Below are 23,773 nucleotides of genomic sequence, written 5' to 3'. Positions count from 1 at the left end.
TGGGCGGCGGGGCGGCGGGAGCGACGCGGCGGAGGAACCGGACGCGAGGCGTTGCGAGCAGGAGTACTCACGCGTTCACCCCCCGGGACACGAGCATCGGCAGATCTTCGAGGGAGGGGCAGTCGATGATGACGCCGCGCGTGATCTTGCGGCGGCGACGGGATCGGCCCGGGACCACGCGAATCACCGACACGATGACGTCGACAGGAGCGATGTTCGCCAGGCGAGCCGCCTCCTCGTCGTCCACGCCGGCGCCGACGACGATCGAGAGCACCGAGATCCCACCGCGTTCCATGATGCAGCGGCGCACGATGCCCGCGAACTCCGAGCGCGTCGACGTCTCCATCTCGGACAGCGCGTCCAGCATCGCCATGGGCGAGCCCGTGGGGATCCACTCGTCCGCGGTGTGCATCGAGACCGTGCGGGCCTCGCCCGAGCCGGCGAGCGCCAGCGAGGCGGCAACCGACACGGCCGTCTCAAAGGAGCGCCGATCCCACGCGTCCACGCGCGTATCCAACAGCACCATGTGGTGCGAGCGGTGAGTCTCCTCGAACTGACGGACGATCAGGCGGCCAAAGCGCGCCGTCGACGGCCAGTGCACCGCGCGACGGTCGTCGCCCGGCTCGTAGTCACGCAGGGCGTGGAAGGACACGTCGGAGCTCGTCAGCTTCTCGCTGGCCACGCCCTCGACGTCCATCTGCATGCCCGTCGCGTCGAAGGAGAAACGCACCGTCGGCGGGTGCACGTGCACGAGGATCGGGTCATCCCACGAACGCACGCGGCGCAGCAGGCCCAGGCCGTCCATGCGCACGGTGCGCGCGGGGCCCACGTTGATGACGCCGCGGCGCTTCGTCATGACCGAGAAAGACTCGTTCCAGGTGCCGTTTCCGCTGATCGGGGGCACGAGGAACTCGCCACTGCCTCGTCCGATCGTCACCTCCACGAGGGTCGAACCCGAGCGGCGCCCGGACTCGTTGACCACGCGGACTCGGCCCACCGCCACCTGGCCGGCGACAATGCGGTCGTTCTTCATGCGCAGGGACACGGACAGCGGGGACGGGGAGGCGACCGAGGCGACCGCGACCACGAGGGCCACCAAGCCCATCACGGCCACGATAAAGCCCTCCAGCCAGCCGAAGGCGAGGGCCGCGACGGTGCCCGCAACCATCGCCGCGATCACCGCCCACCCCACCGGGGTCAGCGCGCCCAGCCAGCGGGCGACGCCCTCGTAGCCGGGCAGCGCCTGCACGCGGGCGCTCAGAGCGCGCCACGCATGCCTCACAAGTCGACGTAGTTTCTTCACTGGCTCACCTCACCGGGCGACAATCGCCGACGATGTGCACGTTCTGCGCGAACGCCGCGTCGGAATCCGCCCGCGTCGCGATGTGCGACTCTACGGGACCGGCACGATCGATAGTCACCTCTTCGGTCCAACCATCCAGATCCGAACGGATCGTACATTTGTGAGCGATCGACGTGCCAGCCCACCCCGGAGCACTGAACGTAAAGGTGTGGCATCCACCCGGGGACGCGTACCTCTCGCCTCCCTGGCAGGCCTCCGTCCACGTCAGGTTCACGTCGAGCTTCGTCACAACCGACGAGTCCGCCTGCATCTGAGTCGTTCCCCAGTCGTTCGTCGCCGCGACCGTGGCCGAGTACTCCGTGCCCTGTGCCAGGTCACTGAAGGTCGCCTCCGTGGCGCCAACCCCGACGGGTTGCTCCCTGTTATTCAGGTACACCTTGAGACCCGACAAGGCGGGGTTGGCACCGATCGGATCCCAGCGCACGGTCAGGCTCGTCGAGTTGACGTTCGTGATCCGCACGCCCACATCCGAGGGGCGGCCCGTCGCTGTGCCCGTGGCGGACGCGACCGGTGAGGCCGCCGGCTGGTTGTTCACGCCGATGCCCGTCTGGCAGAAGTAGTACGTCTTCGACTCCCAGCCGTTGGCGGGCAGGATGTCGCCGTCGTCGACCCGTTCTCCACTCGCACATGAATTGGGGTCCGCCGAGTAGCGCAAGGTCAGATCCGACGCCTCGAAACCTCGGCCCGTCACCACCGACAGCCCAGTGACCTTCAGCTGACCGGCCTTGCCGGTGCCCGAGAGGGTCGGGTCCGCAATCGGCGCGGGAGTGGTTGCGATGGACACCGTCGTGTACCCCTTCGCCGACGTGTCACCGTCGGTGTTCGTCAGCTCCACCGACACCTGCCTGTCACGACCGGTCGGCACAAGTGGCACCTGGACGCTCCTGGCACCAGCCGGAGCCGTCACCGGCTTGTCGCCCACCATGACGTGGGTAGGACCGAAGCCGGTTCCGCCCGAGTGGTCCGGCGTCCACGAGACCTCGACCGTCGCTAGGTTCGGATCCTTATCCGCTGTCACGGCCACCGCCCTCACGTCAGTCGGCTGGTCCGGTGCGCCATGCGGGTGCGCGCCCGTGGCCTCCGACAGCAGCGACGGTTTGTCCGCGTCGTTCTGGGCCTGGATTCTCACCGAGTAGAGGGCACCGTTCTTCAACCCAGAGATAGTCATTTTCCTCTCTGTGCCAGCGGCCGTGTACGGGATCGGCTGGCCGCCCGATTCCGGATACAGGAACACCGTGTACGTTTGGATCTTAGAGCCCTCGTTGTGCGGCTCCGCCCACGTGACATCCAGGGTCCCATCCGAACCCACGACCGTGGGCGCGGCCATCTGATCGGGCTCGACATCGACCTTCACCTCGGCGGACGGTGCCGACGGATCGGAGTCACCGGCCTCGTTCGTCGCGACGACCGTGAAGCGGTGCTTCGCACCATTCGTCAGGCCCTTGATCTGCATACCCGGCTTCGTGGTGTTGTAGGTACGCCCGTCCAACAGGTCCGTCACCGTGTAGCCAGAAATCGTGCCACCGTTCGAGGCAGGCTCATCGAACTGCACGAAGGCGGTCTGCGACCCCATCGCCGTCGCCTTCACGTTTTGCGGCGGTTCAGGGCGATCCAAGACCTTGACAACGACGCGGCCCTGGACCACACGATCGGGGTCGTTCGTCGCGTCCATGACGCGATAAACAACGATCATATCGCCGTGGAAGCCCGCCTTGGGGGTCACCGACAGGACGTTGCCGTTGCCCGAGGCGGTTCCCTGGCCCACGTGCACCGACGCATCCAGGACCACGAGCGGTTCCGGGAACGGATTCGTCGTGTACTCCGACAGGTTCACGTCCACCGTCTGGCCGGCCTTCGCCTTGATGCGGGCCTCCGTGGTCGTCACGAGGGGCTTGGAGGACTTCACGATCGTGACCGGAATGTCGGCGTTGACCGCGCCCGAGCCGTCGTCGACGCTGACGGTAATCGCGCCGACCGGGCCCTTGGGCTGGTCCTTCTTGCCGGACACGGTCAGGTTGTAGCCGTCCAGGGAGACGTCCACGCCGCCGGGGGCCTTCACCACGCGGTACTCGAAGGAGCCCTTCGCCTGGTCGTCCGGGTCGTCCACCATCTGCGTGAGGTCGACCGTCACGGACTCACCCTGGCCCACGAGGATCGGGGTCGGGGTCAGGCGCGGCGGCAGGTTCCTGGCTGGCTGGATCGTGATCGGGATCGTCAGGGTCGATGTCAGGGCCGAGGCGTCGTCCGAGGCACCGTCACGCACCGTGAAGGAGACCGAGGCCTTGCCCGAGGCAGTGTCGGGCGCGCTCAGCGTGATGTGCGTGGAGTCCTGAAGCGAGGCCGAATCCAGGCCGCCGCTGAACTTCACCGACGACGCGTCGGTGATGATCGGGGAGCGCGAGTTGTCGCGCACCAGCACGTAGTCGCGCATATCGAGGGTCAGCGTGGAGCCCGCGCGCATCGCCACCGGGACGCGCGTCGTGTCCAGACGCGGAGCCAGCAGGTCGGTACCCGGAACAGTCACGACCGCGCTCGCGCTCAGGCCGTCGGGGTCCGTCACCGTGTACACGACGAGGCGACGGCGCGCGTCCGGGGAAATGGACAGGTTCTGCCCCGACACGCTCACGCCCGAGGCGTCCGAGGACACCGTCAGCGCAGCCGTGGTGCCGTCCGGGTCCTCGTCGTTGACGAGGACGGCAACGCTGACAGGCTTGGAGTCCGAGGGCAGGTCGGAGACCGGCACGACGTCGTCGCGGGCGATCGGCGCGCGCAGCGGCGCATCCGCGTCCACCGTCACGGTCAGCTGACCCTGGGCGCGTCCGCCTCGGCCGTCCTCGATCTGGTAGGCCACGACGAACACGCCGTTCGTGGCGGGCGCCTTGACCGTCACCAGGTCCTCGGCCACCGTCACGGTCGCGGCCGGATCCGACACCGACACCGTCGCCGGATCCGTGTCCATGTACAGGGCGTCGCCGTCCGCATCCAGATCGTTACTCAGGACGTTGATGCTCACCTCGCGCCCCGGACGCACCGTCACCGAGTCGGGAACGGCCGTCGGGTTGTGGTTCTGCGAGCCCGGAGGGGCGATGCCGACGCGCACGCGGGCGCGTCCCTGCACGCCGAGGCGGTCCTCGACGATGTAGGAGAAGGTGTCCGTGCCGGTCGCATCGTCGGAGGGCGTGTATTCCAGCCACTCCGTGCCCAGCACGACGCTACCCTTGGCCGGCGGCTGGTCGATGCCCACCAGGGCGACCGAGTCGCCGTCGGGGTCGATGCCCGTCAGCGGCACCGGGATGCGCGTCATCTGCCCCTGCACGGCCCAGGCGCTGAGCGGCTTGGGCACGGGTGCGCTGTTGGCCGCGGAGGAAGCGATGATCTCAAACGTGACGGTCGACGTCGCGCGATTGCCGACCGAATCGACGGCCGTGTACAACACGCGCACCACGCCGGCCTCGGAGCCGGCGGCCAGGCGCACCTGGTTGCCGGTCACGAACACCGTGCCCAGCTCGGCACCCGACAGGACCTCCACCTCCGGGTCCAGGCTCAGCGACAGGCCAATCGGCGAGCGGTCGTTCGACAGGACGCTCACCGAGCCGATGTCGTCGGCGCGCACCTTCGCGGTGTCGGCCGTGGCCTGGGGCGGCGTTTCCTCACTCTGTGCATCCGTCGGGATGACGCTCACCTGGGCGGTCGCGGAACCCGCGCCATTGGAGACCGTGTAGGTAAAGGTCGTCACGTCGGCCAGGCCGCGCGGCGACGTGATGCGCAGCAGGTGGCGCTCGATGAGCGTGACCTCGAGGCCCGAGTTCGCGGGCACGTCGATCGACTGAACGACGAGGACGCCGCCCGACGGATCCGTGTCGTTGGCCAGCGGCGCGATCAGCGAGGCACCACCGCTGGGCAGGACCGCCAGGTCGTCCTCGGCGATCGGCAGAGCATTCGTGTCGTCATCGACCACGTCCACGCGGATCACGCCCACGGTCGTCGACGGGCCGTCGGAGACCGTGTAGGTGAACTGGAAGGATCCCGGCACCGAGCCCGTGAACGTCAGCGTACCGCGCGAAAGATCAGCGGAGACCGAGGTGCCCGCCGGAGCCGTACCCGCAGCCACGAGGGACAGCGCGTCGCCGTTGGGATCCGTGTCGTTGGCGATCGGGTCGATCGTCAGCGGCTCAGCCACGCGCGCCACGTAGAAGTCGGCGCGCGCCACCGGCGGCACATTGCCCGCCTCCTGGACGCTCACCTTCAGCTCGCCGGTGGTCTCAGCGTGGCCATCCGACAGGGTCACGGCGATCGCCTTGACGCCAGCGCCCGAACCCAAATCGCGGATCTGGACGGTGCCGTCCTCGGAGAACTGCACGGCCATGCCCTCGGGGGCCGTCGCCGACACCAGGTAGAACTGGTCGCCGTCCGGGTCGATCCAGTCCGACAGGAGGTTGTACTCGACCTGCGCGTTCGCACCCACCTTGATGACGGGGTGCTTGAGCTGACGCGGGCCCTCGTTCTGGCTCCACGGATGGATCGTCAGCGTCACGTTCGCCGTCGCGCCCGCGAGGCCGTCCGAGGCCTCGTACGTGAAGGACGTCGATCCGCTCGTCATGTTCTCGGGGACGTCCGTGATCTGCAGGGCGCGGCCGCCACGCGTGCGCACGATCGAGCCGAACTCGGGGTTGGTGACCGCGCGCGCCGTCAGCACGTCGCCGTCGTCGTCGGAGTCGTTGTCCAGGACGGGCAGCAGCGTCGAGCGGCCCGGGCGGATGCCGAACTCGTCATCCACGGCCTCGGGCGGCGTGTTCTTGTCCTTGTGCTCCGGCTCGGAGACCTGCTCGCGCTGGTCGGGGGTCGGAGTGTCCTCTTCCTCCTGCTCCTCGGTGGGGGTCTGGTCCCAGTTGCTGACCACGACCATGTTCTTGTCGGGCAGCCACAGCGTGCCCGTCGAGACGTCGTTGAGGACGATGCGCGTGCGGTTCGTGCGGAAGACGGCAGAGGAGGCCTCGGCCAGGCTCGGGACCGTCTGCGCCTGGTTGCGCGTGGAGTCCGTGCAGGTACGCACGAACGCGCCCGAGCCCGCCCATGCGCCGTAGGAGCAGCCACGGTGGAAGACGGGGGGCGCGGGTGTGCCCTTCTGGCCGCTCTCCGAGGCCTCCTGGCGCTCGATCGCCTTGCCGTTCAGGGGGACGGACACCAGCTGGTCACCGGTCGCGAGGAGGACCGAGGCAGCCTCATCGCCGGGGGCCTGCAGGACGGCGCCGCTCACGTGCTCCTCGGACAGGTCGCGGACCTTGCCGCCGGGCAGGACGAGCTTGTTGCCGGTCTGGTCGTAGACGACCGGCTTGTCGCCGACCGCGGTGATCGTCGGGGTGCCGGCGGGCGTAAAGTCTTTGATCTCCGTGGTCTTGGCGCGCCACGCCTGACCCTCGCGCGTCAGCGTCACGAGCTTGGATGAGCCGGGAGAGTACGCGAAGACCGTGCCCGAGTTCGACACCGTCACGATGCCGTCGCTCAGGTCGTTGGCGACCGCGTCCTCGCGCAGGAGCGACATGGTGGCGGGCTCGTTGGCGCTGCCGACCCACAGGAGGCCCTCGTTGGGGTCGAGGACCGCCAGGACCGAGCCGCCCTGGACCTGGACCGCGTTGTCGGGCAGGGTGACGGACTGGCCGAGGGAGAAGGAGGTCGGACGCACCGGGGTGACCGTGCGGCTCACGGTCTCACCCAGGGTCACGTCGCCGCCCTCCTGACCGATGTCGAAGGACGCGGACTTCACCGAGACCGTGCCGTCCAGCATGAGGGCGTCGTAGTTGAGGTGTCCGAGGAGCTTACGATCCTGGTTCGTCACCCAAATGCCACCGTCGTCGACGCTCACCTGGGTGACCTCGACGCCCCGATACACGACCGCGAGCACGCACAGCATCGCGGACACCAATAGGACGGCGAGCGCGGGTATCCGCTTCGACCAGGTGTTTCGCGATCGACGCGCCTTGTTCATGTGGCTTCCTCAGTCTCAATGTGCGCACTGCTAGGGGGCGTTGTCTGTATCCGCGGAGGGTATGGGCAACCATCCCAAGGATACACACCGACCAACCCTATGGATAAACCCCGCAGACAACAACAGGTACCGAGAAATCTCTAACCTGTTGAACAAGGTTCTCGCCGCGATGCATGGCCATTCCGCACGCGCGAGAACCTGACCACAGTCGTGCATTTGGGCTATCGCACCTCGTCGATGAGGCCGGGGCGGGTCTCGGGTCCACTCTCCCAACGCCGCCGTCACGGCGCCCGCCCGCGCGCGGGAACCGCAGATGAGGGCGGGTCGGGTTACGGTGAGTGTATGGCGAAAGAGAAGATCACCTACCGCTGCTCCGAGTGCGGGTGGACCTCCCCCAAGTGGGTGGGCCAGTGCCGCGAGTGCGGGGCATGGGGCACCGTCGACCAGGCCGGAGAGGCCTCGGGCGGGCCGCGCGCGGCCGCGACTCCCCCGCGTCGCCCCGCCCTGCCGATCGGCGAGGTGGACGGCGAGCGGGCCTCGTCTCGCTCGACGGGCGTGGGCGAGCTGGACCGTGTCCTCGGCGGCGGCATCGTTCCCGGCGCGGTGATCCTCCTGGCGGGCGAACCCGGCGTGGGTAAGTCGACGCTGTTGCTGGACGTGGCCGCGAAGGCCGCGCGCACCGCGGCGGCGGGCGGGCGCGGCCCCGTCCTCTACGTGACGGGCGAGGAGTCGGCGGCCCAGGTGCGCGGGCGCGCGGAACGCATCGGCGCGCTCGAACCGAACCTCCTGATCGCGGATGAGACGGAGCTCGGCGTCGTCCTCGGGCACGTCGAGGCCTCGCGCCCCTCTCTGCTCATCGTCGACTCCGTGCAGACCATCTCCTCCGCCCAGGTCGAGGGCGGGGCGGGCGGCGTCGCGCAGGTGCGCGCGGTCGCGGCCTCGCTGATCCGGGTCGCCAAGGAGTCCGACCTGCCGACCCTGCTCGTCGGCCACGTCACCAAGGACGGCGGCATCGCCGGTCCGCGCGTCCTCGAGCACCTCGTGGACGTCGTCTGCCAGTTCGAGGGCGACCGTCATTCCCGACTGCGCCTGCTGCGCGCGGTGAAAAACCGCTACGGCCCCACCGACGAGGTCGGCTGCTTCGAGCTGACTGACTCGGGTATCTACGGCCTCGCCGATCCGTCCGGCCTGTTCCTGTCGCGCACGACGCGCGGCGTGCCCGGCACGTGCGCGGCCGTTTCTCTGGAGGGACGCCGCCCGCTGCCCACGGAGATCCAGTCCCTCGTCGCCCCCTCGTCGGGCGGCTCGCCCCGGCGCACGACCTCGGGCGTGGACCACGCGCGCGTCGCCATGATCCTCGCGGTCCTGCAGGCCCGCATCGGCGCGGACACGTCGGGGGCCGACGTCTACGTCTCCACGGTCGGCGGAGCGCGCACGGTCGAGCCCGCGATCGACCTGGCGATGGCCATCTCCATCGTGTCCTCGCTCAAGGGCACTCCCCCGCGCCCCGACCTCGTCGCGGTCGGAGAGATCTCGCTGACGGGCGAGGTACGCGCCTGCACGGGCACCCAGCGCCGCCTCGCCGAGGCCGCGCGCCTGGGCTTCTCTAGTGCGATCGTGCCCGCTCAGGGCAGCGAGGACCTGTCGGGAGTCGACGGCATCACCGTGTTTACTGTGTCGGATCTGGCGACGGCTATTCGTGTCGCTTTCCCCGCGGACTCGCAATAATAGGAATCACACCGACTGTTCTGGGAGGGAATCACATTGACGTCCGATGCAGCGATCCTTCGTGACGCACTGCGCGCAGTCGCGCCCGGCACGCCTCTGCGAGAGGGACTGGAACGAATCCAGCGCTCCCACACGGGTGCTCTCATCGTCCTGGGGTACACCCCGGAAGTGCAGGCCATGTGCTCGGGCGGCTTCGACCTCGACGTCGCTTTCACGGCCGCGCGCCTGCGCGAGCTGTGCAAGATGGACGGTGCGGTCATCATCGATCCCGACCAGTGGCGCATCCGCAAGGCGAACGTGCAGCTCTTCCCGGACCCGACGATCCCCACGGACGAGTCGGGTATGCGTCACCGCACCGCGCAGCGCACCGCCCGACAGACCCACCTGCCGGTCCTGTCGCTGTCCGCGTCCATGCGCATGATCTCCATCTACGTGGGCTCCGAGCATCGCCTGGTGGAGGAGCCCGAGGCTCTGCTCTCGCGCGCAAATCTCGCTGTCGACACGCTCGACCGCTACAGCCAGCGCCTCGACGAGGTTCTGCAGACCCTCACGATCCTGGAAATGCGCGACAGCGCAACAGTGCGCGACGTCGCCACCGTCATGCAGCGCATGGAAATGATCCGGCGCATCACCTCCGAGATCACGGAATACCTCGAGGAGCTGGGCTCGGAGGGCCGCCTGCTGGCCCTGCAGGTCGAGGACCTCGTGCGCGGCTCCGCGTCCGAGCGCGCCCTCGTCATGCGCGACTACATCGCGAACCCGGACGACCTGGCCCGCGTCGAGGCCGAGCTGTCCTCGCTCGGCTCCGAGCGCATCGTGGATCTCACCGCGATTTCGAACATCCTCGGCCTGGACGTATACGAGGTCGCGGACCTGGATCGCGAGATCACGCCGCGCGGCGTGCGCGCCCTGTCCCTGGTTCCGCACCTGTCGTGGAGCGCCATCAAGGTCGTGTCGGCGCACTTCAACTCGCTGCCGCAGCTGCGCGCGGCCACCATCGCGGACCTGGAGGAGCTCGAGGGGATCGGCCCCTACCGGGCGAAACTCATCACGGAGAACCTGGCCCACCAGGCCCAGGCCGTGAGCGCCGGCATCGTCGGCTGGTAGCCGCTCGCCGGCTCTTAGCCTTTAGCGGCCCGACTGGGCGCCGGACTGGGCGCCCGACTGGGGCGCGGGGGTGGGCGCCGGCGTCACGTCGACGACGGTCGAACCAACTTCGCGCGTGCCCATCGTGACGGCCACCTTGTAGGTGCCCGCCGCGGCCGCGCTCGCGCCGCCCGCGGGAGCCGTGCAGCCGTTCGTGTAGACGTATCCATCCCAGCGCAGCGCGCCGGACCAGGTGCCGCCCGGGCGCAGCAGCAGCGTCGTCGAGGACTGCTGGCTGTCGGCGCAGCGCGAGGAGTCGTAGACCTGGTGGTCGCCGGTGGTCACCGCCAGGTTGAAGCGCGTCAGCGACGTCGAGCAGGCGACCGAGCCGCGGTTTTCCAGCGTGAGCGTCACGGGCATGGCGGAACCAGAAGCCACGGGGCTCGCCTTCGCGGTGGCCGTGATGTCGCGGTCCAGGCAGGCGGGAATGTCGATCGTCGTGCCGTCGGTGAGCAGGCCGTCGGCGGTCGCCTCCTGGCCGCCCTTGAGCGTGTATCCGGAGGCGTCGAGGGCCCCGGACTGGACGACGGACTGCGGGGTCGACTGAGGCTCAGGATCGGCGCTGAAGGCTCCCGCGATAGCGCGCACGGCGGCGACGATACCCCACACGATGAGCACGATGATGAGGAGCAGGCCCACGCCAGTGATGATGCGCCGGGGCCACAGATTCACAGGCGGACGTCCGCCGCCCGAGGGGGCCTTCTTGGGCCGACGCGCGCCTGCCCCACTCCCCCGCTTGGCCGCCGAGGCGCCGGCGGAAGACGCCGCGCGCGTCGAGGCTCCCCGACCGCCCGTTGCGGCTCGGGAGGCGCGGTCGCCGACGCGTCCGGATGCGGACGCGGAGCGACGGGACGAGGGTCGCCTGGGGGAATTCTTACGCTGGTCAGCCACGCGTCCACGATACCGGCCCGCGCCATCGGGGCGCGACTAACGCTCGGGGCGGGCTCACTTTCGCGCGCGAGAGGACTCCCACACGCGCTGTTTAGGCGGCGGCGCTGCGCTTGTGCGAGCTCGATGATCCATCGTCGTCCGGGTTGATGACGCACCAGCGTTCCACGACGAGAGCGACGATAATCCAGACGAGGCCGACGAGGCCGCTGAGGCCCGAGGCAATCGCGTTGGCGACCATCGCCGAGGCCTCGAGCTGCGTGAGGGACACGATCATGACACCGATGAGGACGCCGGCGAGCGCGCTCCCGACGATCGCGCTGGCCCTGGCGAACACGGCGACCCGCATCGCGCCAATCGCGTCGATCCACGTGTCCTTGTTCGCGCGCAGGCGGCGCACAGCCAGGCCGGACCAGATGAGGAGCGCGGTCGCGACCGCGAAGACGACAGCCGGGCCGGGCGTGACGATCATGGGGGTGCCTCCCGCGCGCATGTGCGCGAAGAAGCCGAGGAAGCTGAGAAGGGCACAGACGAAGCCGACCAGCGTCACCCAGGTGATCGACAGGGGTTTCATTTAACGCCTCTTGACGATGGGGATCGCACCCGTCATCGTGGGCCGCACGACAACGCGGCGCAGGATGCCGGTCTGAGTGGCCTCTTCCTCGGGGATGGGGCCGACGGGGGTGTTGTCGGGCAGCCCGGGGGCGAGGATGGTGGAACGCCCGTCGGCGTGCACGGTGGCCTTGGGGGCCTCATCGTCGCGCCCCAGGCCAGAGCGGTCGTCGACGACGCGCACGTCGTGGGAGGTGCCCACGGAGAAGTTCCAGTCGGGCAGCGCGATCTTGGAGCGGGACTCTTCGCGCTTGGACTCGAACACGGGGGCCCAGCGGGGCTTTTCGGTCCCGCTCGGCTTGTAGGTGCCGGTGCCGATCTTGCGGGTCATGCGACCGGCCGCAGAGTCGGCGGGCACGGAGGACACGGGGTGCCAGGACGGGCGCGACGAGGCCTTGGCTTCGTCCGCGCGGCGGCGGCGCTGGCGGTGGGGCGGGCCGGGCACCGCCGGGGCGGTCACGGCCTCGTCCGCGGGGGCTTCGCCCTGCGGCGCTGCGGCCTGCGGGGCTGCGTCGGGTTCGTCGAGCTCTGGCTCACTGGCCTCATGCTCGTCGGTGCTCACGGCCTCGTGCGAAGCCTGGGCGGCGGACAGGCGGCCCCAGATGCTGGCACGAGGGGCGGGGGCCTCGTCGGCGGAGACGGGGGCAGCCTCGGGTTCCTCGGCCTGCTCGTGGGCCGACTCGGAGTCTGCGGCCTCCTCAACGTCGTCGCCGGAGTCCTCGATCACCGTGTGGGCGGCGGGAATCTCCACCGGCTCGGCGGGCTCGCCCGGCCGGGTGACGAGGTCACTGACCTGGCTGATCTCGCCGGTTAGGGCCTCGATGAGCTCGCGCATGTCTGCGCTGGCCTGCTCTGCGCGCTGGGCGAGGAGCTGGTCGGAGTCGGCCATGACGGCCGCGGGGTCCTCCAGCCAGTCGTCGACGGCGTCGATGATGCCCTCACGGTCGGGGGTGTCGGCCAGCAGGTCGGACACGCGACCCACGCCCTCGAGGACGGCGTCGGGCTCGCACAGGAGCCAGGGCGCCAGAACGAAGGCGCGTTCCTTGGCGCGCGGGTGCGGCAGAGTGAGGACCGGGTCGGAGGAGGCCAGGCCCTCGATCTGAATGATGTCGATGTCGACGGTGCGCGCGCCCCAGCGCTCGTGGCGCTCGCGTCCCAGCTCGCGCTCGATGCGGCTGGTCTGGGCGAACAGCTCGTCGGGGGTCGCGATCGCGGAGCCGACGACGACGGCGTTCCAGTAGTCGGGCTGGGGGGCTTGGCCGGGGGCCAGCACGGGCTTGGTGCGCATGATCGGCGAGACGTCGTCGATCTGGAAGCCCTCCATGTAGGACAGGGCCTCGACCGTGTGCATGAGGGTCACGGGCACGTCCCCGAGGTTGCCGCCGATCGCCAGGACGACGCGGCGCGAGCGCAGGTGCTCGGGGCGCCTTGCGTCATGGACGGGCGCGGCGTGTGCAGCCTGCACATCGCGGCGCGTGGGCAGGGCACCGCTCTGTTCCTGCTCGGCGGGGCTGGGGGCCTGGGCGTGGCCATAGGCCTCGATCTCGCCGGTGAGGACGGAGCCGTCCTCGGCCTCGTAAATGCCCTTGAGGGACAGCGACAGGGGCATCGCGTCAGTCTGGCCCGCTCGCACGGTCACGGACACGTCAGCGAAGGGGTGGTCGATGGGGGCGTCGGGCTTGTGGACGGTGACCTCGGTGCCAACGACGCCCTCGTGGCTCATGACGCGCGAGGCGATGGTTTCGGCGAGGGTCTCGATGAGGTCGACGGCGGTGCCGGTGAGGACGGCCATGGCCTCGTCGGCGATGTCAGCGTAGGAGACGGTGGCGGCGATGTCGTCGGCGGCGCCGGCGGTCTCGACCCACATGACGATGTCCGCGCTGAAGCGCTGGTTGCGGTCGCGCTCGAAGTCGTAGACGCCGTGGTTGGCCAGCGCCCCGAGTCCTTTCAGGGCGATGATGACGCGTCGACTACTCAACTACTCAACGTCGTTCTCCTTTCGGGCGATGGCTGCCACGGTGGCTGCTACGTCGTGGACCCGAACGGCCCACGCACCGACAGCCGCGCAGTGGGCGGCAATGGCCGCGCTGTCCGCGTCCACGTCGCCCCCGAGGGCCTTGACGAAACGCTTGCGAGACGCGCCGACGAGGACGGGGTATCCGCCCTGCGCGAAGCGCGGCAGTTCGCGCAGGATCTGCCAGCACTGGTCGCCCGTCAGCGAGAAGCCGAGGCCCGGGTCAACCACAATTTTATCAGCTGTCACACCAGCATCAATAGCGTCTTGAACCTGGGACCCCACGCGCTCGATGAGCGTGCCCACGAGGTCATCCCCGTAGTCGAAGTGCTCCTCCGGCATGCCCGGCAGCGCGCGGTAGTGCTGAACGACGTACGCGCAGCCCGACTGCGCGACAGCCGCGTTCATCTCGGGATCCCAGCGCCCGCCGCTCACGTCGTTGATAATCGCCGCACCCGCGCGCGCGGCCTCGCGGGCCGTCGACGCGTGCAGCGTATCCACCGACACGATGACGCCGTCGGCGGCCAGGGACTCGACGATGGCGCAGATGCGCGCCCACTCCTCGTCCGCGCTGATGCGCGTCGAATTCGGGCCGGTCGACTCCCCGCCCACGTCGATAAGGTCCGCTCCGGCGGCCACCATCTCCCGCGCATGGCGCAGAGCGGCGGCCACGTCCGTGTAGCGTCCCCCGTCCGAGAAAGAATCCGGGGTGACGTTGAGGATGCCCATGATCGCCGTCCGCCCTCTGGGCAGGCTCAGGCCGCCCGGTAGAGCCGGGGGCGGCGGAACCGGGAACGAGGCCGGGGCGGCGGGCAGGGGCAGGGCGCTCACGTCATCGGCTCCCGGACAGGACGAGGGCCATCATCTCGGCGCGGGTCGCACCGTCGCTCATGATGCCGCGCAGCGCGCTGGTCACGGTCGAGGAACCCGGCTTGGAGATGCCGCGCATCGACATGCACATGTGCTCGGCCTCGATGACGACGATGACGCCCTGGGGATCCAGGATCTCATCGATCGCGTCAGCGACCTGGGCAGTCAAGCGCTCCTGGACCTGGGGGCGGCGCGCGTAGCCTTCGACCACGCGGGCCAGCTTGGACAGGCCAGTCACGACGCCGCCGCGCGGGATGTAGCCCACGTGGGCGCGGCCGTAGAAGGGCAGCAGGTGGTGCTCGCACACCGAGAAGAATGTGATGTCGCGGACCAGGACCAGCTCGTCGGTGCCGGCGTGGAACTGGGTGCGCAGGTGCTCGCGCGGGTCCTCGGTCAGGCCCTTGCACATCTCACGCCACGCGCGCGCCATGCGGTCGGGGGTGCCGACAAGGCCCTCGCGCTCGGGGTCTTCACCGATTGCGACGAGCAGGTCGCGCGACGCCTTCTCGACGCCAGCGGGATCGTAGGTCACGCCTGCTCCTCTCCCTCGTTCGTCTGGGTGTCCATCACGTCGGAGACGTCGATCGAGGGGGCCTCAAACGACACCTCGGAGGTGGCCGAGGCCTCGGCCGACCCCACGCCGACCGGGTTGCCCAGGAGGACACCCGGAACCGCGGCGTCGGACTGGTAGTTCCACACGGGACGCTCGGGGGCCTTCACGACGTCCTTGAAGATCTCCGCGAGCTGCGCCTCGTCGAGGGTCTCCTCCTCGAGCAGGCGCGAGGCCAGCGTGTCCAGAACCGCGCGGTTTTCCGACAGGATCCGCCACGCCTCGCGCATCGCGTTGTCGAGGAGGCGACGCACCTCCTCGTCGATGATCGCGGCCGTCTCGTCGGAGAAGGCGCGCGGGCCCTCGCCGCTACCGTGCCCAAAGGCCTCGGTGTCGGCGTCGCCCAGCTTGACCATGCCGATGCGGTCGCTCATGCCGTAGTCGGTGACCATGGCGCGGGCCGTCTTCGTGGCCTGCTGGATGTCGTTAGCGGGGCCGGTCGACGGGTCGCGGAACACGATCTCCTCGGCGACGCGGCCGCCCATGCCGTAGACCAGATCGTCGAGGAGCTGGTTGCGGGTCTTGTTGAAGCGATCCTCGGTGGGCATGACCATCGTGTAGCCCAGGGCGCGGCCGCGCGGCAGGATCGTCACCTTCGTGACCGGATCCGTGTAGTTCAGGGCGGCGGCGGCCAGGGCGTGGCCGGCCTCGTGGTAGGCGGTCACGGCCTTGTCGTGGTCGTTCATGACACGGGTGCGCTTCTGCGGGCCCGCAATCACGCGGTCGATGGCCTCGTCGATGGCGCGCTCATCGATGAACTGCATGTTCGAGCGCGCGGTGAGCAGCGCGGCCTCGTTGAGGACGTTCGCCAGGTCGGCGCCCGTGAAGCCGGGCGTGCGCTTGGCGATCTGGCGCAGGTCGACCTGCTCGGTGAGGGGCTTGCCCTGCGCGTGGACCTTCAGGATGGCCTCGCGGCCCTTCAGGTCGGGGGCCTCGACGGCGATCTGGCGGTCGAAACGCCCGGGGCGCAGCAGAGCCGGATCGAGGATGTCGGGGCGGTTGGTCGCCGCGATCAGGATGATGTTGGCGCGCTCGTCGAAACCGTCCATCTCGACGAGGAGCTGGTTGAGCGTCTGCTCGCGCTCGTCGTTGCCGCCGCCGATGCCGCTGCCGCGGTGGCGACCCACGGCGTCAATCTCGTCGACGAAGATGATGGCCGGCGCGTTCTTCTTGGCGCGCTCGAAGAGCTCACGCACGCGGGAGGCACCCACGCCGACGTACAGCTCCATGAACTCCGAACCGGAGATCGAGAAGAAGGGGGCGTTCGCCTCGCCGGCGACGGCCTTGGCGAGGAGGGTCTTACCCGTTCCGGGAGGACCGTAGAGCAGGACGCCGCGCGGGATGCGCGCACCCACCTTGTGGAACTTATCCGGGGAGGCCAGGAACTCGCGGATTTCCTCGAGCTCCTCCACGGCCTCGTCCTCACCGGCGACGTCCGCGAAGGTGACGTCCGGGCGCTCCTGGTTGAATTCCTTGGCGCGCGACTGCGTGAAGCCGCCCATCATCCGTGAGCCCGACATGGAGCGCATGATGAAGTAGAAGGCGACACCCAGGATCACCAGCGAGATCAGCAGCTGAACGACACCGCCGAGGATGCCAGACTGGGGACGCACCGCGTTCCAGCCCTTCGCGGGAGCCTTGTCGGCCACCGTGTCCAGGATGTCCTTGGTCTGCACGTAGGAGTACGTGAAGTACACGTCCTTGCCCAGATCAACGGTCTTATCGTCGCCACCGGTGCTCTGGTGGACGTAGTTTTCCGTCAGCGTCAGGTTCACCTGCTGGGTGCCCTCGTTGAGGACCACCCGCTCGACCGTGTCGCCCGAGATGAGCGCGAGGCCCTCGGACGTCGTCACGGCACGAGGGGCGAAGAAGCCCCACATGAACCAGCCGCCGGCAAGCAGCATGATGAGCGGAACCATCACCCACCCCAGGCTGGGGCGTTTGTTCTTGATCTTCTCGTTCACGTGGGTCCCCTACAGGTATGCGTTCTCAGTTGTTGTAGACGTGCGGCTGCAGCGTGCCGACGAAAGGCAAATTACGGTACTTTTCCGCGTAATCCAGGCCGTAACCGACGACGAACTCGTCGGGAATGTCGAAGCCCACGTAGGCAACGTCCACGTCGACCTTGGCGGCCTCCGGCTTACGCAGCGCGGTCGCGATCTTGACGGAGGCAGCGCCTCGTCCGAGCAGGTTCGCCTGCAGCCAGGACAGGGTCAGGCCCGAATCGATGATGTCCTCGACGATGAGCACGTGGCGTCCGGCCACGTCCTGGTCGAGGTCCTTCAGGATGCGCACAACGCCCGAGGTCTTGGTACCGGAACCGTAGGAGGACACGGCCATCCAGTCCATCTCGAGGGGGGTGTGCAGCTTGCGGGACAGGTCCGCCATGACCATGACGGCGCCGCGCAGGACGCCGACGATCAGCAGTTCTTCGCCCGCGTAGTCGCGGTCGATCTGCTCAGCCATTTCGGCGAGCCGACGGTCCATATCCTCGGCGGTGACCAGGATTTCTTTCAGGTCGTTACCCATATCGGTGGCGTCCACCGTGTCCTCTTTTCGTATCGATGCTACGCGAGCGATTCCACTATAAGCGTGCCACACAAACGCTCGCCTGTTCCAGGAAGGACGAGATTCTCACTGTCAGCGCAACATCCTGTGATCGCGCAGGCAGTGCCGGGCCGCTCCGGTGGGGGCTATCGCGGCGTATTCCCGCTGTTTAGTCGCGGTCTGGGGCCGTCGGGTCGCCCACCTCGCGCGCGACGAAAGCGATGCGCGCGTGCGCGCCGCGTCCAACACGTGAGGCGATGCCTCCGGGCAGGTCGATGGGCCCCTGGCCGCGCCACGCGACCACGAGGTCGTCGAGGGCGTCCACATGGGCGCTAGACAACGCGCGAATTCCGGCTGCGCGGGCGGCCTCGCGCAGCGCCCGGGTGCGCACCGCTCGGGGGGCGCCCAGCAGGGCGGACACCGCCAGGGACGGGTGTCCCGTCTCGGAGTCGTGTTCCTCCCCCGGCGTCGCCGAGGCCGCGAGCGCGCTCGCCCACTGGGTGAGCGCGTCGTCGTCGGCAGCGCACAGGGCGGCCGTGCGGGCCAGAGCGGGAACCGGGTCCACCCCCAGAGCCGAGGCCAGGGCGGGGATCGCGGCGTGGCGCAGTGCCGAGCGGCGCAGGGGGCTGCCGTCCGCGGCGCGCCACGGCCCGTCGATGTCGTTGGTCGGGTCCTGAAGCGGGGCGAGGCCCGCCTGGGCGCACGCCTGCTCCGTGTCCGTTCGCCGCAGCCCGAGGAGGGGGCGCAGCCACGTCACCCCATCATCGTCGCGCGAGACGGGGGCGATGGCCCGCAGGGACGAGGGGCCAGAGCCGCGCGCGAGGCGCAGGAGGACCGTTTCAGCCTGGTCGTCCATCGTGTGGCCGAGGAGGATCGGGGCCCCCTCACGCTGGGCGACCGCTCGCAGGGCGGCTCGGCGGGCGTCGCGGGCTGAGCCTTCGGGCCCTCCCGGGCCCTCCACCGACACGGTCTCAACGACGGCACGCGCCCCCAGGGAGGCAGCCAGATCCGCGACGCGGCGAGCCTCCTCGCCGCTGCCCGCGCGCAGCCCGTGGTCGACGGTCACCGTCACAACCGGGATTCCCGCGCGCGCCGCCACGTCGATCGTCGTGAGCGCCAGCGCCAGCGAATCCGCGCCCCCCGACAGGCCGACGACGAGAGCGGGAGGGGCCCCGGCCTCGTCGATGAAGGAGGTCAGAGAAGCGCGCACCGCCAGGGAGCAGGCGCGCAGAGAGCCGCGCGGGTTTGCGCCCACGAGGCGGGATGCGTCAGCGCACACGCGCCAGCCACGCTGTCGGCTCCGCGTACTCGCGGGCGCTCGGCAGGGCCTCGATGCTGGACAGAAGCTGCGCGATCGCGCCCTCACGCACGACGGTGCGCGCAAATCCTTCGGTCTGTGCCTGCAGGGCCTCGACCCCGGCCAGGGGCATTCCGGCGGCCGCGCACGCGCGCACCAGGCCGACGCCCCCGGCGTGTGCGCGGTGGGTGCGCAGCCACTGGATCGAGGGCAGGTCGCGGGGCGTGAGGACCTCCATCTCCGCGGTGGGCAGGGCGTCCAGGAGCAGGACGATGCGCACGAGTTCGTCGCTGCGTTCGGGCAGGGAGCGCATCAGGTCGGCGATGTAGGGGACGAGGTGGGGGGCGTGAGTGAGGTGGACGCCGCGCAGACCCGTGCACAGGGAGACCCAGCGGCACCAGTCCGTCTGGTCCAGGGCGTAGCGCTGCGCATCGGCGAGCACGTTAGGGGCCACAAGGATCCGGCGGCCGGAACGCACGTCCCAGATGCCCGTCGCGTCCTTGGCCAGGGCGCGCAGGATGACGGCCTCGGCGGCCAAGACCTTGGGCGTGCGCGTGTCTTCGAAACTCTCCAGGAGCGAGCCGACCGAACGAATCAGGCCACGGCGGTCGACGACGAGGGTCGGGGAGCCGGCCACCTTCTCGGAGGCCTCGGGCAGGGTGGACAGCTCGGCGAGCCGGCGATCCGACCATGCGACCGAGCGGCGCAGGCGCGCCACGACGGCGGAGGCACCCACGCGAGAGGCCGAGGGCCCCGCGTAGGACAACGAAGCGAGAACTCCCGCGACGTTGCGCGGGCCAAACGGCATATCCATGGCCTCAGTCTAGCCCGGCGAGGCCCTCCTCGAAGGCGTCGAGGTGGCCGCGCGTGGCGTAGGCGCCCTCGGTGACGTTGTCGTGACCGATCGACACAAGGAGGACGCGCCCGCTCTTCGTCATGACGGACCCGGACAGGGAGGTGACCTCCTGAAGAGCGCCCGTCTTCGCCTGCACGTTTCCGACCGCGGGCTCCTCAGTCATGCGCTTGGAGAGCGTTCCCACCAGGCCCGCCCACGGCAGGAGGCGCATCGTGTTCGCCTCGGTGCCCGTGCCCTCGTACGAGGCCTTGAGGACACCGACGAGGGTGTTTGCGCTGATCTTGTCGTTGCTGGACAGGCCCGAGCAGTCCTCGAGGGTCAGGCCCTCCGTGGGCACACCGGCCTCGGTCAGGGTCTTGCGCACCGTCTCGGTGGCGCCCTCATAGGTCGAGGGGGCTCCCGCCGCGCGCGCGGCGAAACGGCAATACTGGTCGGCGAGGGTGTTATCCGAGTGGGCGAGCATCCAGCGCAGCTGCTCCCCCATCGTCGCCGAGCTCACCTGGGCCACAGCTCCCGCTCCCGCGGGCGGATCCCCGGCCTCGCCGAGGGTCGCGGAGATCCCCTCCGCGCCGAGGGCCTGCGAGAAGACCTCGGCGACGCGTCCCGGCGCGTCCGAGAAGAAAGCGTTGGCGCCCTCGTAGGTGCGTCCGGCGTCGATCGCCATGGGGCCGACGTGGCCCTCGTAGGAGCCGACTTCCTGCGCGTCCCAGGAGGACAGGTGCGAGGCGCCCTCGAAGAGAGTGCCACGCCAATTCAGGGTCACGGAGGTGATGCCGCGCTGCGCCAGGGCCGCGGCCGTGTCCTTCGCGAGGGTCTGCAGGCCCGCGCGGCCCGAGACCTCAACCTCGTCGGAGGTGCCAATCCCCAGGAGCAGGTCGCCCTCCGAATCCAGGTAGAGGGTCTGGTTGTCGGCGCCCAGGAGCGCGCTGGTCGTCAGCGTCGCCGTCGGATCCAGGTGGTGCAGCGCGGAGAAAGCCGCAAGGGTCTTCGTCGTCGAGGCGGGCGTGTGAGGGGTGGCGGCGGCCGCATCCAGGAGGACCTCACCGGTCTGCGCGTCGACAACCGTGCCCCACGCCGTGTAGCCGCCCTCAGCCGCGGCTGCCGCGACCGGCGCCCACAGCGCCTGGACATCCTCGGCGGAAACCGGGTTCCCACCGCCCTTCGCATCACCGGAAATCGCTGCGGGTTCAAGCGTCGAGGCCGTGGGAGCGTCCGCCGGAGTGGCCGTTTGCGTCGAACAACCGGCACCCACCAGCGCCGCCGTCGCCACGAGTGCGGCGCTAGCGCTTACAATGGCCCCCATAGACGTGCGATGCATGGATTTCCCTTCGTGGTTACTTCGGTACCTACAGTACCCGTCCATGCGCCGACACAACCAACTGGACCCCCGAGTTTCGGGGCTAACGAGGAAGGCGCGGCCATGGAATTTGACGTGACCATCGAGATCCCCAAGGGGAATCGAAACAAGTACGAGATCGACCACGTGACGGGCCGTATCCGCCTGGACCGCATGCTCTTCACGTCCACCCGTTACCCGGATGACTACGGCTTCATCGACGACACCCTGGGCGAGGACGGCGACCCGCTGGACGCCCTGGTCCTCCTCGAGGAACCCACCTTCCCCGGCTGCGTGATCCGCTGCCGCGCGCTCGGCATGTTCCGCATGCGCGACGAGAAGGGCGGCGACGACAAGGTCCTGTGCGTTCCTGCCTCGGACCAGCGCGCCTCCTGGCGTACCGAGATCGACGACGTGTCGGAGTTCCACCGCCTGGAAATCCAGCACTTCTTCGAGGTCTACAAGGACCTCGAGCCCGGCAAGAGCGTCGAGGGCGCCCACTGGGTGGGTCGCGAAGAGGCCGAGGCCGAGATTCGCCGCTCCTACGAGCGCCTGAAGGAGCACGAGGGCGAGCACTGAGCTGACTGCTTGCGAGGGGGCCGCGCGGACTTGCGTCCGCGCGGCCCCCTTCAATTCGCACGTTAACCCGATAGGTGGTGGCCTGGGCGGGCTGCCCACCATGCCACCAGTAGGGTTTAGCTGCGCATTAAAGGGTTAACACTGTCAACAGAAGGGCCCGACTGCCAGGCACACGGCGCAACAAACTCGCCCGGCGGGATCCCACGACTGCTGGTCCGCGAAAAAACTCGCCCAGCGCGCCATAAAACCCCCATTTTGGGCCATTTTTCGTGTGCTGGGCGAACTTTTTCGCGCCTACACGATGACCACAGTGCCGCAGGGCGAACTTTTTCGCGCTCGCACCCACATCAGGCCGATCAGCGCGAAGAATGTCGCGCACGAGGCGCGACAACATAGCGACATTGAAACCGACAACACCTCTGCACACCCCCAACAAGGGACCGTTGAAACCACCATCACCTCTGCACCCGAAAACCGCACTAAAAACGCTCATTTCTCACCCGCAAAGGCGATGGCGGTTTCAATCCCACACGGGTACCAGCAAGCAAAGGCGACGATGGTTTCAGACAACCGGGCCACCTGGTCGACAGGGCCAGGCTGCGGCGCCCGCGGGCCCTGAAGCCATGTCCAGCCCCGCGATTTCACACCTGGTCCCTCTCACTCGCACGTGGGCCCAATGACCTGCACCTGGGCCCTACAACCCGCACGTTAACCCGATGTCATGCGCGTGGGCATCGCCGCCCACATGCACATCTAAGGGTTAACGTGCGCATCAAGGGGTCAACGCGCATACTCAAGGGCTTACGTACGAACAACACACACCGCGAGAAACACTTGTGCCCAAAACGCAGACCACCTCGCCCACAACCGCCCATTTTCAGCACTTTTCGCCGAGGTGGTCTGCACTGTGGGCACCACACCGACAAAAGCGACGCTCGCTCTGTCACCAAACGGGGGAAATGACGTCATTAGAACCACGACACGCCGGCGACACGCCGCCAGCCAGCTTCTAATGCTGCAAAACCCCCACCGCCACCGGCATGAAGGGCACCGGAGGAACCGCCGGGCCCGGCGCCCAGAAAACCTGCGGGTCCACAAGCAACAACCAGCACCACACAGCAACACGTAGTGCCCTATAACCTCGCTTTACGCGCTACTTCTTCCAGGCGTCGACGATGATGCCCGTGCGGTCGTAGATGCTGATCCCGATCTGCGTGCCGGGGGCCTGGCAGGCCTCGACGATAGTGGCATACAGGGGCGTGCCCTTCTCGGCGTGGCGATCGAGCTCGTATTGGAGCAGGTCGTAGGCGCGCACGACCCCACCTTCCTCAGTCAGCTCGATGTGCACGGCCGGCCTATCGTCACGCTCCTCGGGATTCATGGCGGTGCACGTGACGCCCTCGCGGGTCACCGGACCATCGCGCCAGTCGAGGGCAGCCTGACCACACATGCCCCACGCGACCAGACCAACCAGTCCAAGCACCACGAGCGAGGCCACGACCCCCAGGAACATGGTGCCGGGGTGGGCTTCCGTCGCGTGCTTGCCGCTGCGCATCGGCTTGATCCGGCGAATCAGGTCGAGGATGAAACGACCGAACGCCGCCCGGACGATGGGGAGGAACGCGAGGACAGCGATGGCCGCAATGATCACTCGCACCTGACTCAACTGGAATGCCCACCGCGTCCAGTTATCCCTACTGAGGAAACCAATGAACCCCCACGCAGGAGACACCACGCAGAACCAGAGGAACAGGGTGTACCCGTACGCGGGCCACGGCTTGACGACGCGCGGGACCGTGGAGGTGGCACCGATCTGGTGGGTGTTCGTGTCGACGGTGGGTGCACTCATGCCGTTCATGTTAGCCACGCGCTCCCGCAAGCGCGCTCGCGGGTTCCCCATCGGGGCAGGTCGGCACACCAGGAACGAGGCCGGGGCAGGTC

At 68.9% G+C, this 23,773-nt stretch carries 16 protein-coding genes; 3 read left to right on the top strand and 13 right to left on the bottom strand.

The window, feature by feature from the left end; all coding sequences use genetic code 11:
- Positions 1–67 precede the first annotated feature (67 nt).
- Together JJJ16_RS08685 and JJJ16_RS08680 are read right to left on the bottom strand one after the other, a co-directional pair.
- On the bottom strand, positions 68–1,303 hold the full coding sequence (locus tag JJJ16_RS08685; RefSeq protein ID WP_219752277.1) for a DUF58 domain-containing protein: 1,236 nt from the start codon (positions 1,301–1,303) through the stop codon (positions 68–70).
- Between the two features lie 4 nt (positions 1,304–1,307).
- Entirely contained in the window at positions 1,308–7,349 is a 6,042-nt protein-coding gene (locus JJJ16_RS08680; RefSeq protein WP_219752275.1) for an Ig-like domain-containing protein, read from the bottom strand.
- 342 nt (positions 7,350–7,691) lie between these two features.
- Here JJJ16_RS08680 and radA point away from each other — a divergent pair, with 342 nt between their 5' ends.
- Both radA and disA read left to right on the top strand, forming a co-directional pair.
- Positions 7,692–9,077: a DNA repair protein RadA gene (radA, locus tag JJJ16_RS08675; protein WP_219752274.1), complete on the top strand. Its 1,386-nt coding sequence runs from the start codon at positions 7,692–7,694 to the stop codon at positions 9,075–9,077.
- Positions 9,078–9,113: 36 nt separating this feature from the next.
- Positions 9,114–10,184: a DNA integrity scanning diadenylate cyclase DisA gene (gene disA / locus JJJ16_RS08670; protein ID WP_219752270.1), complete on the top strand. Its 1,071-nt coding sequence runs from the start codon at positions 9,114–9,116 to the stop codon at positions 10,182–10,184.
- 21 nt (positions 10,185–10,205) lie between these two features.
- Here disA and JJJ16_RS08665 read toward each other — a convergent pair whose 3' ends face one another.
- From JJJ16_RS08665 to dacB, 10 genes are all read right to left on the bottom strand, one after another.
- Positions 10,206–11,114 (bottom strand): hypothetical protein, encoded by a 909-nt coding sequence (locus JJJ16_RS08665; protein WP_225905277.1) that lies wholly within the window; start codon positions 11,112–11,114, stop codon positions 10,206–10,208.
- A 91-nt stretch (positions 11,115–11,205) separates the two neighbouring features.
- Positions 11,206–11,685, bottom strand: a complete 480-nt coding sequence (locus JJJ16_RS08660) for a DUF3180 domain-containing protein (protein ID WP_219752269.1) — start codon at positions 11,683–11,685, stop codon at positions 11,206–11,208.
- On the bottom strand, positions 11,686–13,701 hold the full coding sequence (folK, locus tag JJJ16_RS08655) for a 2-amino-4-hydroxy-6-hydroxymethyldihydropteridine diphosphokinase (RefSeq protein ID WP_219752267.1): 2,016 nt from the start codon (positions 13,699–13,701) through the stop codon (positions 11,686–11,688).
- Positions 13,702–14,568, bottom strand: a complete 867-nt coding sequence (gene folP / locus JJJ16_RS08650; RefSeq protein ID WP_219752265.1) for a dihydropteroate synthase — start codon at positions 14,566–14,568, stop codon at positions 13,702–13,704.
- Between the two features lies 1 nt (position 14,569).
- The gene (folE, locus tag JJJ16_RS08645; RefSeq protein ID WP_016460951.1) at positions 14,570–15,139 is read right to left on the bottom strand and encodes a GTP cyclohydrolase I FolE; all 570 of its coding nucleotides are present in this window, start codon (positions 15,137–15,139) and stop codon (positions 14,570–14,572) included.
- A complete protein-coding gene (ftsH, locus tag JJJ16_RS08640) occupies positions 15,136–17,181 on the bottom strand; it encodes an ATP-dependent zinc metalloprotease FtsH (RefSeq protein WP_219752263.1) in 2,046 nt (681 codons plus the stop codon). Before ftsH ends, folE begins: the two co-directional genes overlap by 4 nt.
- Before the next feature lie 25 nt (positions 17,182–17,206).
- Positions 17,207–17,761: a hypoxanthine phosphoribosyltransferase gene (hpt, locus tag JJJ16_RS08635; protein ID WP_219752261.1), complete on the bottom strand. Its 555-nt coding sequence runs from the start codon at positions 17,759–17,761 to the stop codon at positions 17,207–17,209.
- A 172-nt stretch (positions 17,762–17,933) separates the two neighbouring features.
- Positions 17,934–19,043: a tRNA lysidine(34) synthetase TilS gene (tilS, locus tag JJJ16_RS08630; RefSeq protein ID WP_219752260.1), complete on the bottom strand. Its 1,110-nt coding sequence runs from the start codon at positions 19,041–19,043 to the stop codon at positions 17,934–17,936.
- Positions 19,033–19,875: a hypothetical protein gene (locus JJJ16_RS08625; RefSeq protein WP_219752258.1), complete on the bottom strand. Its 843-nt coding sequence runs from the start codon at positions 19,873–19,875 to the stop codon at positions 19,033–19,035. Before JJJ16_RS08625 ends, tilS begins: the two co-directional genes overlap by 11 nt.
- A gap of 4 nt (positions 19,876–19,879) precedes the next feature.
- On the bottom strand, positions 19,880–21,235 hold the full coding sequence (gene dacB, locus JJJ16_RS08620; protein WP_225905276.1) for a D-alanyl-D-alanine carboxypeptidase/D-alanyl-D-alanine-endopeptidase: 1,356 nt from the start codon (positions 21,233–21,235) through the stop codon (positions 19,880–19,882).
- A 102-nt stretch (positions 21,236–21,337) separates the two neighbouring features.
- Here dacB and JJJ16_RS08615 point away from each other — a divergent pair, with 102 nt between their 5' ends.
- Complete coding sequence (locus JJJ16_RS08615) at positions 21,338–21,832, top strand: inorganic diphosphatase (protein WP_003792014.1); 495 nt, start codon at positions 21,338–21,340, stop codon at positions 21,830–21,832.
- Between the two features lie 1,153 nt (positions 21,833–22,985).
- Here JJJ16_RS08615 and JJJ16_RS08610 read toward each other — a convergent pair.
- Positions 22,986–23,681 (bottom strand): hypothetical protein, encoded by a 696-nt coding sequence (locus JJJ16_RS08610; protein WP_225905275.1) that lies wholly within the window; start codon positions 23,679–23,681, stop codon positions 22,986–22,988.
- Between the last annotated feature and the right edge of the window lie 92 nt (positions 23,682–23,773).

It is taken from the genome of Schaalia sp. ORNL0103, assembly GCF_019429565.1.
GTDB lineage: Bacteria > Actinomycetota > Actinomycetes > Actinomycetales > Actinomycetaceae > Pauljensenia.
The sequence above is the reverse complement of the archived record's forward strand: the minus strand, read 5'-3'. Positions and strand labels throughout refer to the sequence as shown.

What these genes read in the sequence shown, in the direction of transcription:
- JJJ16_RS08660 (WP_219752269.1), bottom strand. Translation starts at nt 11,685, where the DNA reads ATGAAACCCCTGTCGATCACCTGGGTGACGCTGGTCGGCTTCGTCTGT.
- dacB (WP_225905276.1), bottom strand. Translation starts at nt 21,235, where the DNA reads ATGCATCGCACGTCTATGGGGGCCATTGTAAGCGCTAGCGCCGCACTC.
- JJJ16_RS08680 (WP_219752275.1), bottom strand. Translation starts at nt 7,349, where the DNA reads ATGAACAAGGCGCGTCGATCGCGAAACACCTGGTCGAAGCGGATACCC.
- JJJ16_RS08625 (WP_219752258.1), bottom strand. Translation starts at nt 19,875, where the DNA reads ATGGATATGCCGTTTGGCCCGCGCAACGTCGCGGGAGTTCTCGCTTCG.
- radA (WP_219752274.1), top strand. Translation starts at nt 7,692, where the DNA reads ATGGCGAAAGAGAAGATCACCTACCGCTGCTCCGAGTGCGGGTGGACC.
- JJJ16_RS08615 (WP_003792014.1), top strand. Translation starts at nt 21,338, where the DNA reads ATGGAATTTGACGTGACCATCGAGATCCCCAAGGGGAATCGAAACAAG.
- JJJ16_RS08610 (WP_225905275.1), bottom strand. Translation starts at nt 23,681, where the DNA reads ATGAGTGCACCCACCGTCGACACGAACACCCACCAGATCGGTGCCACC.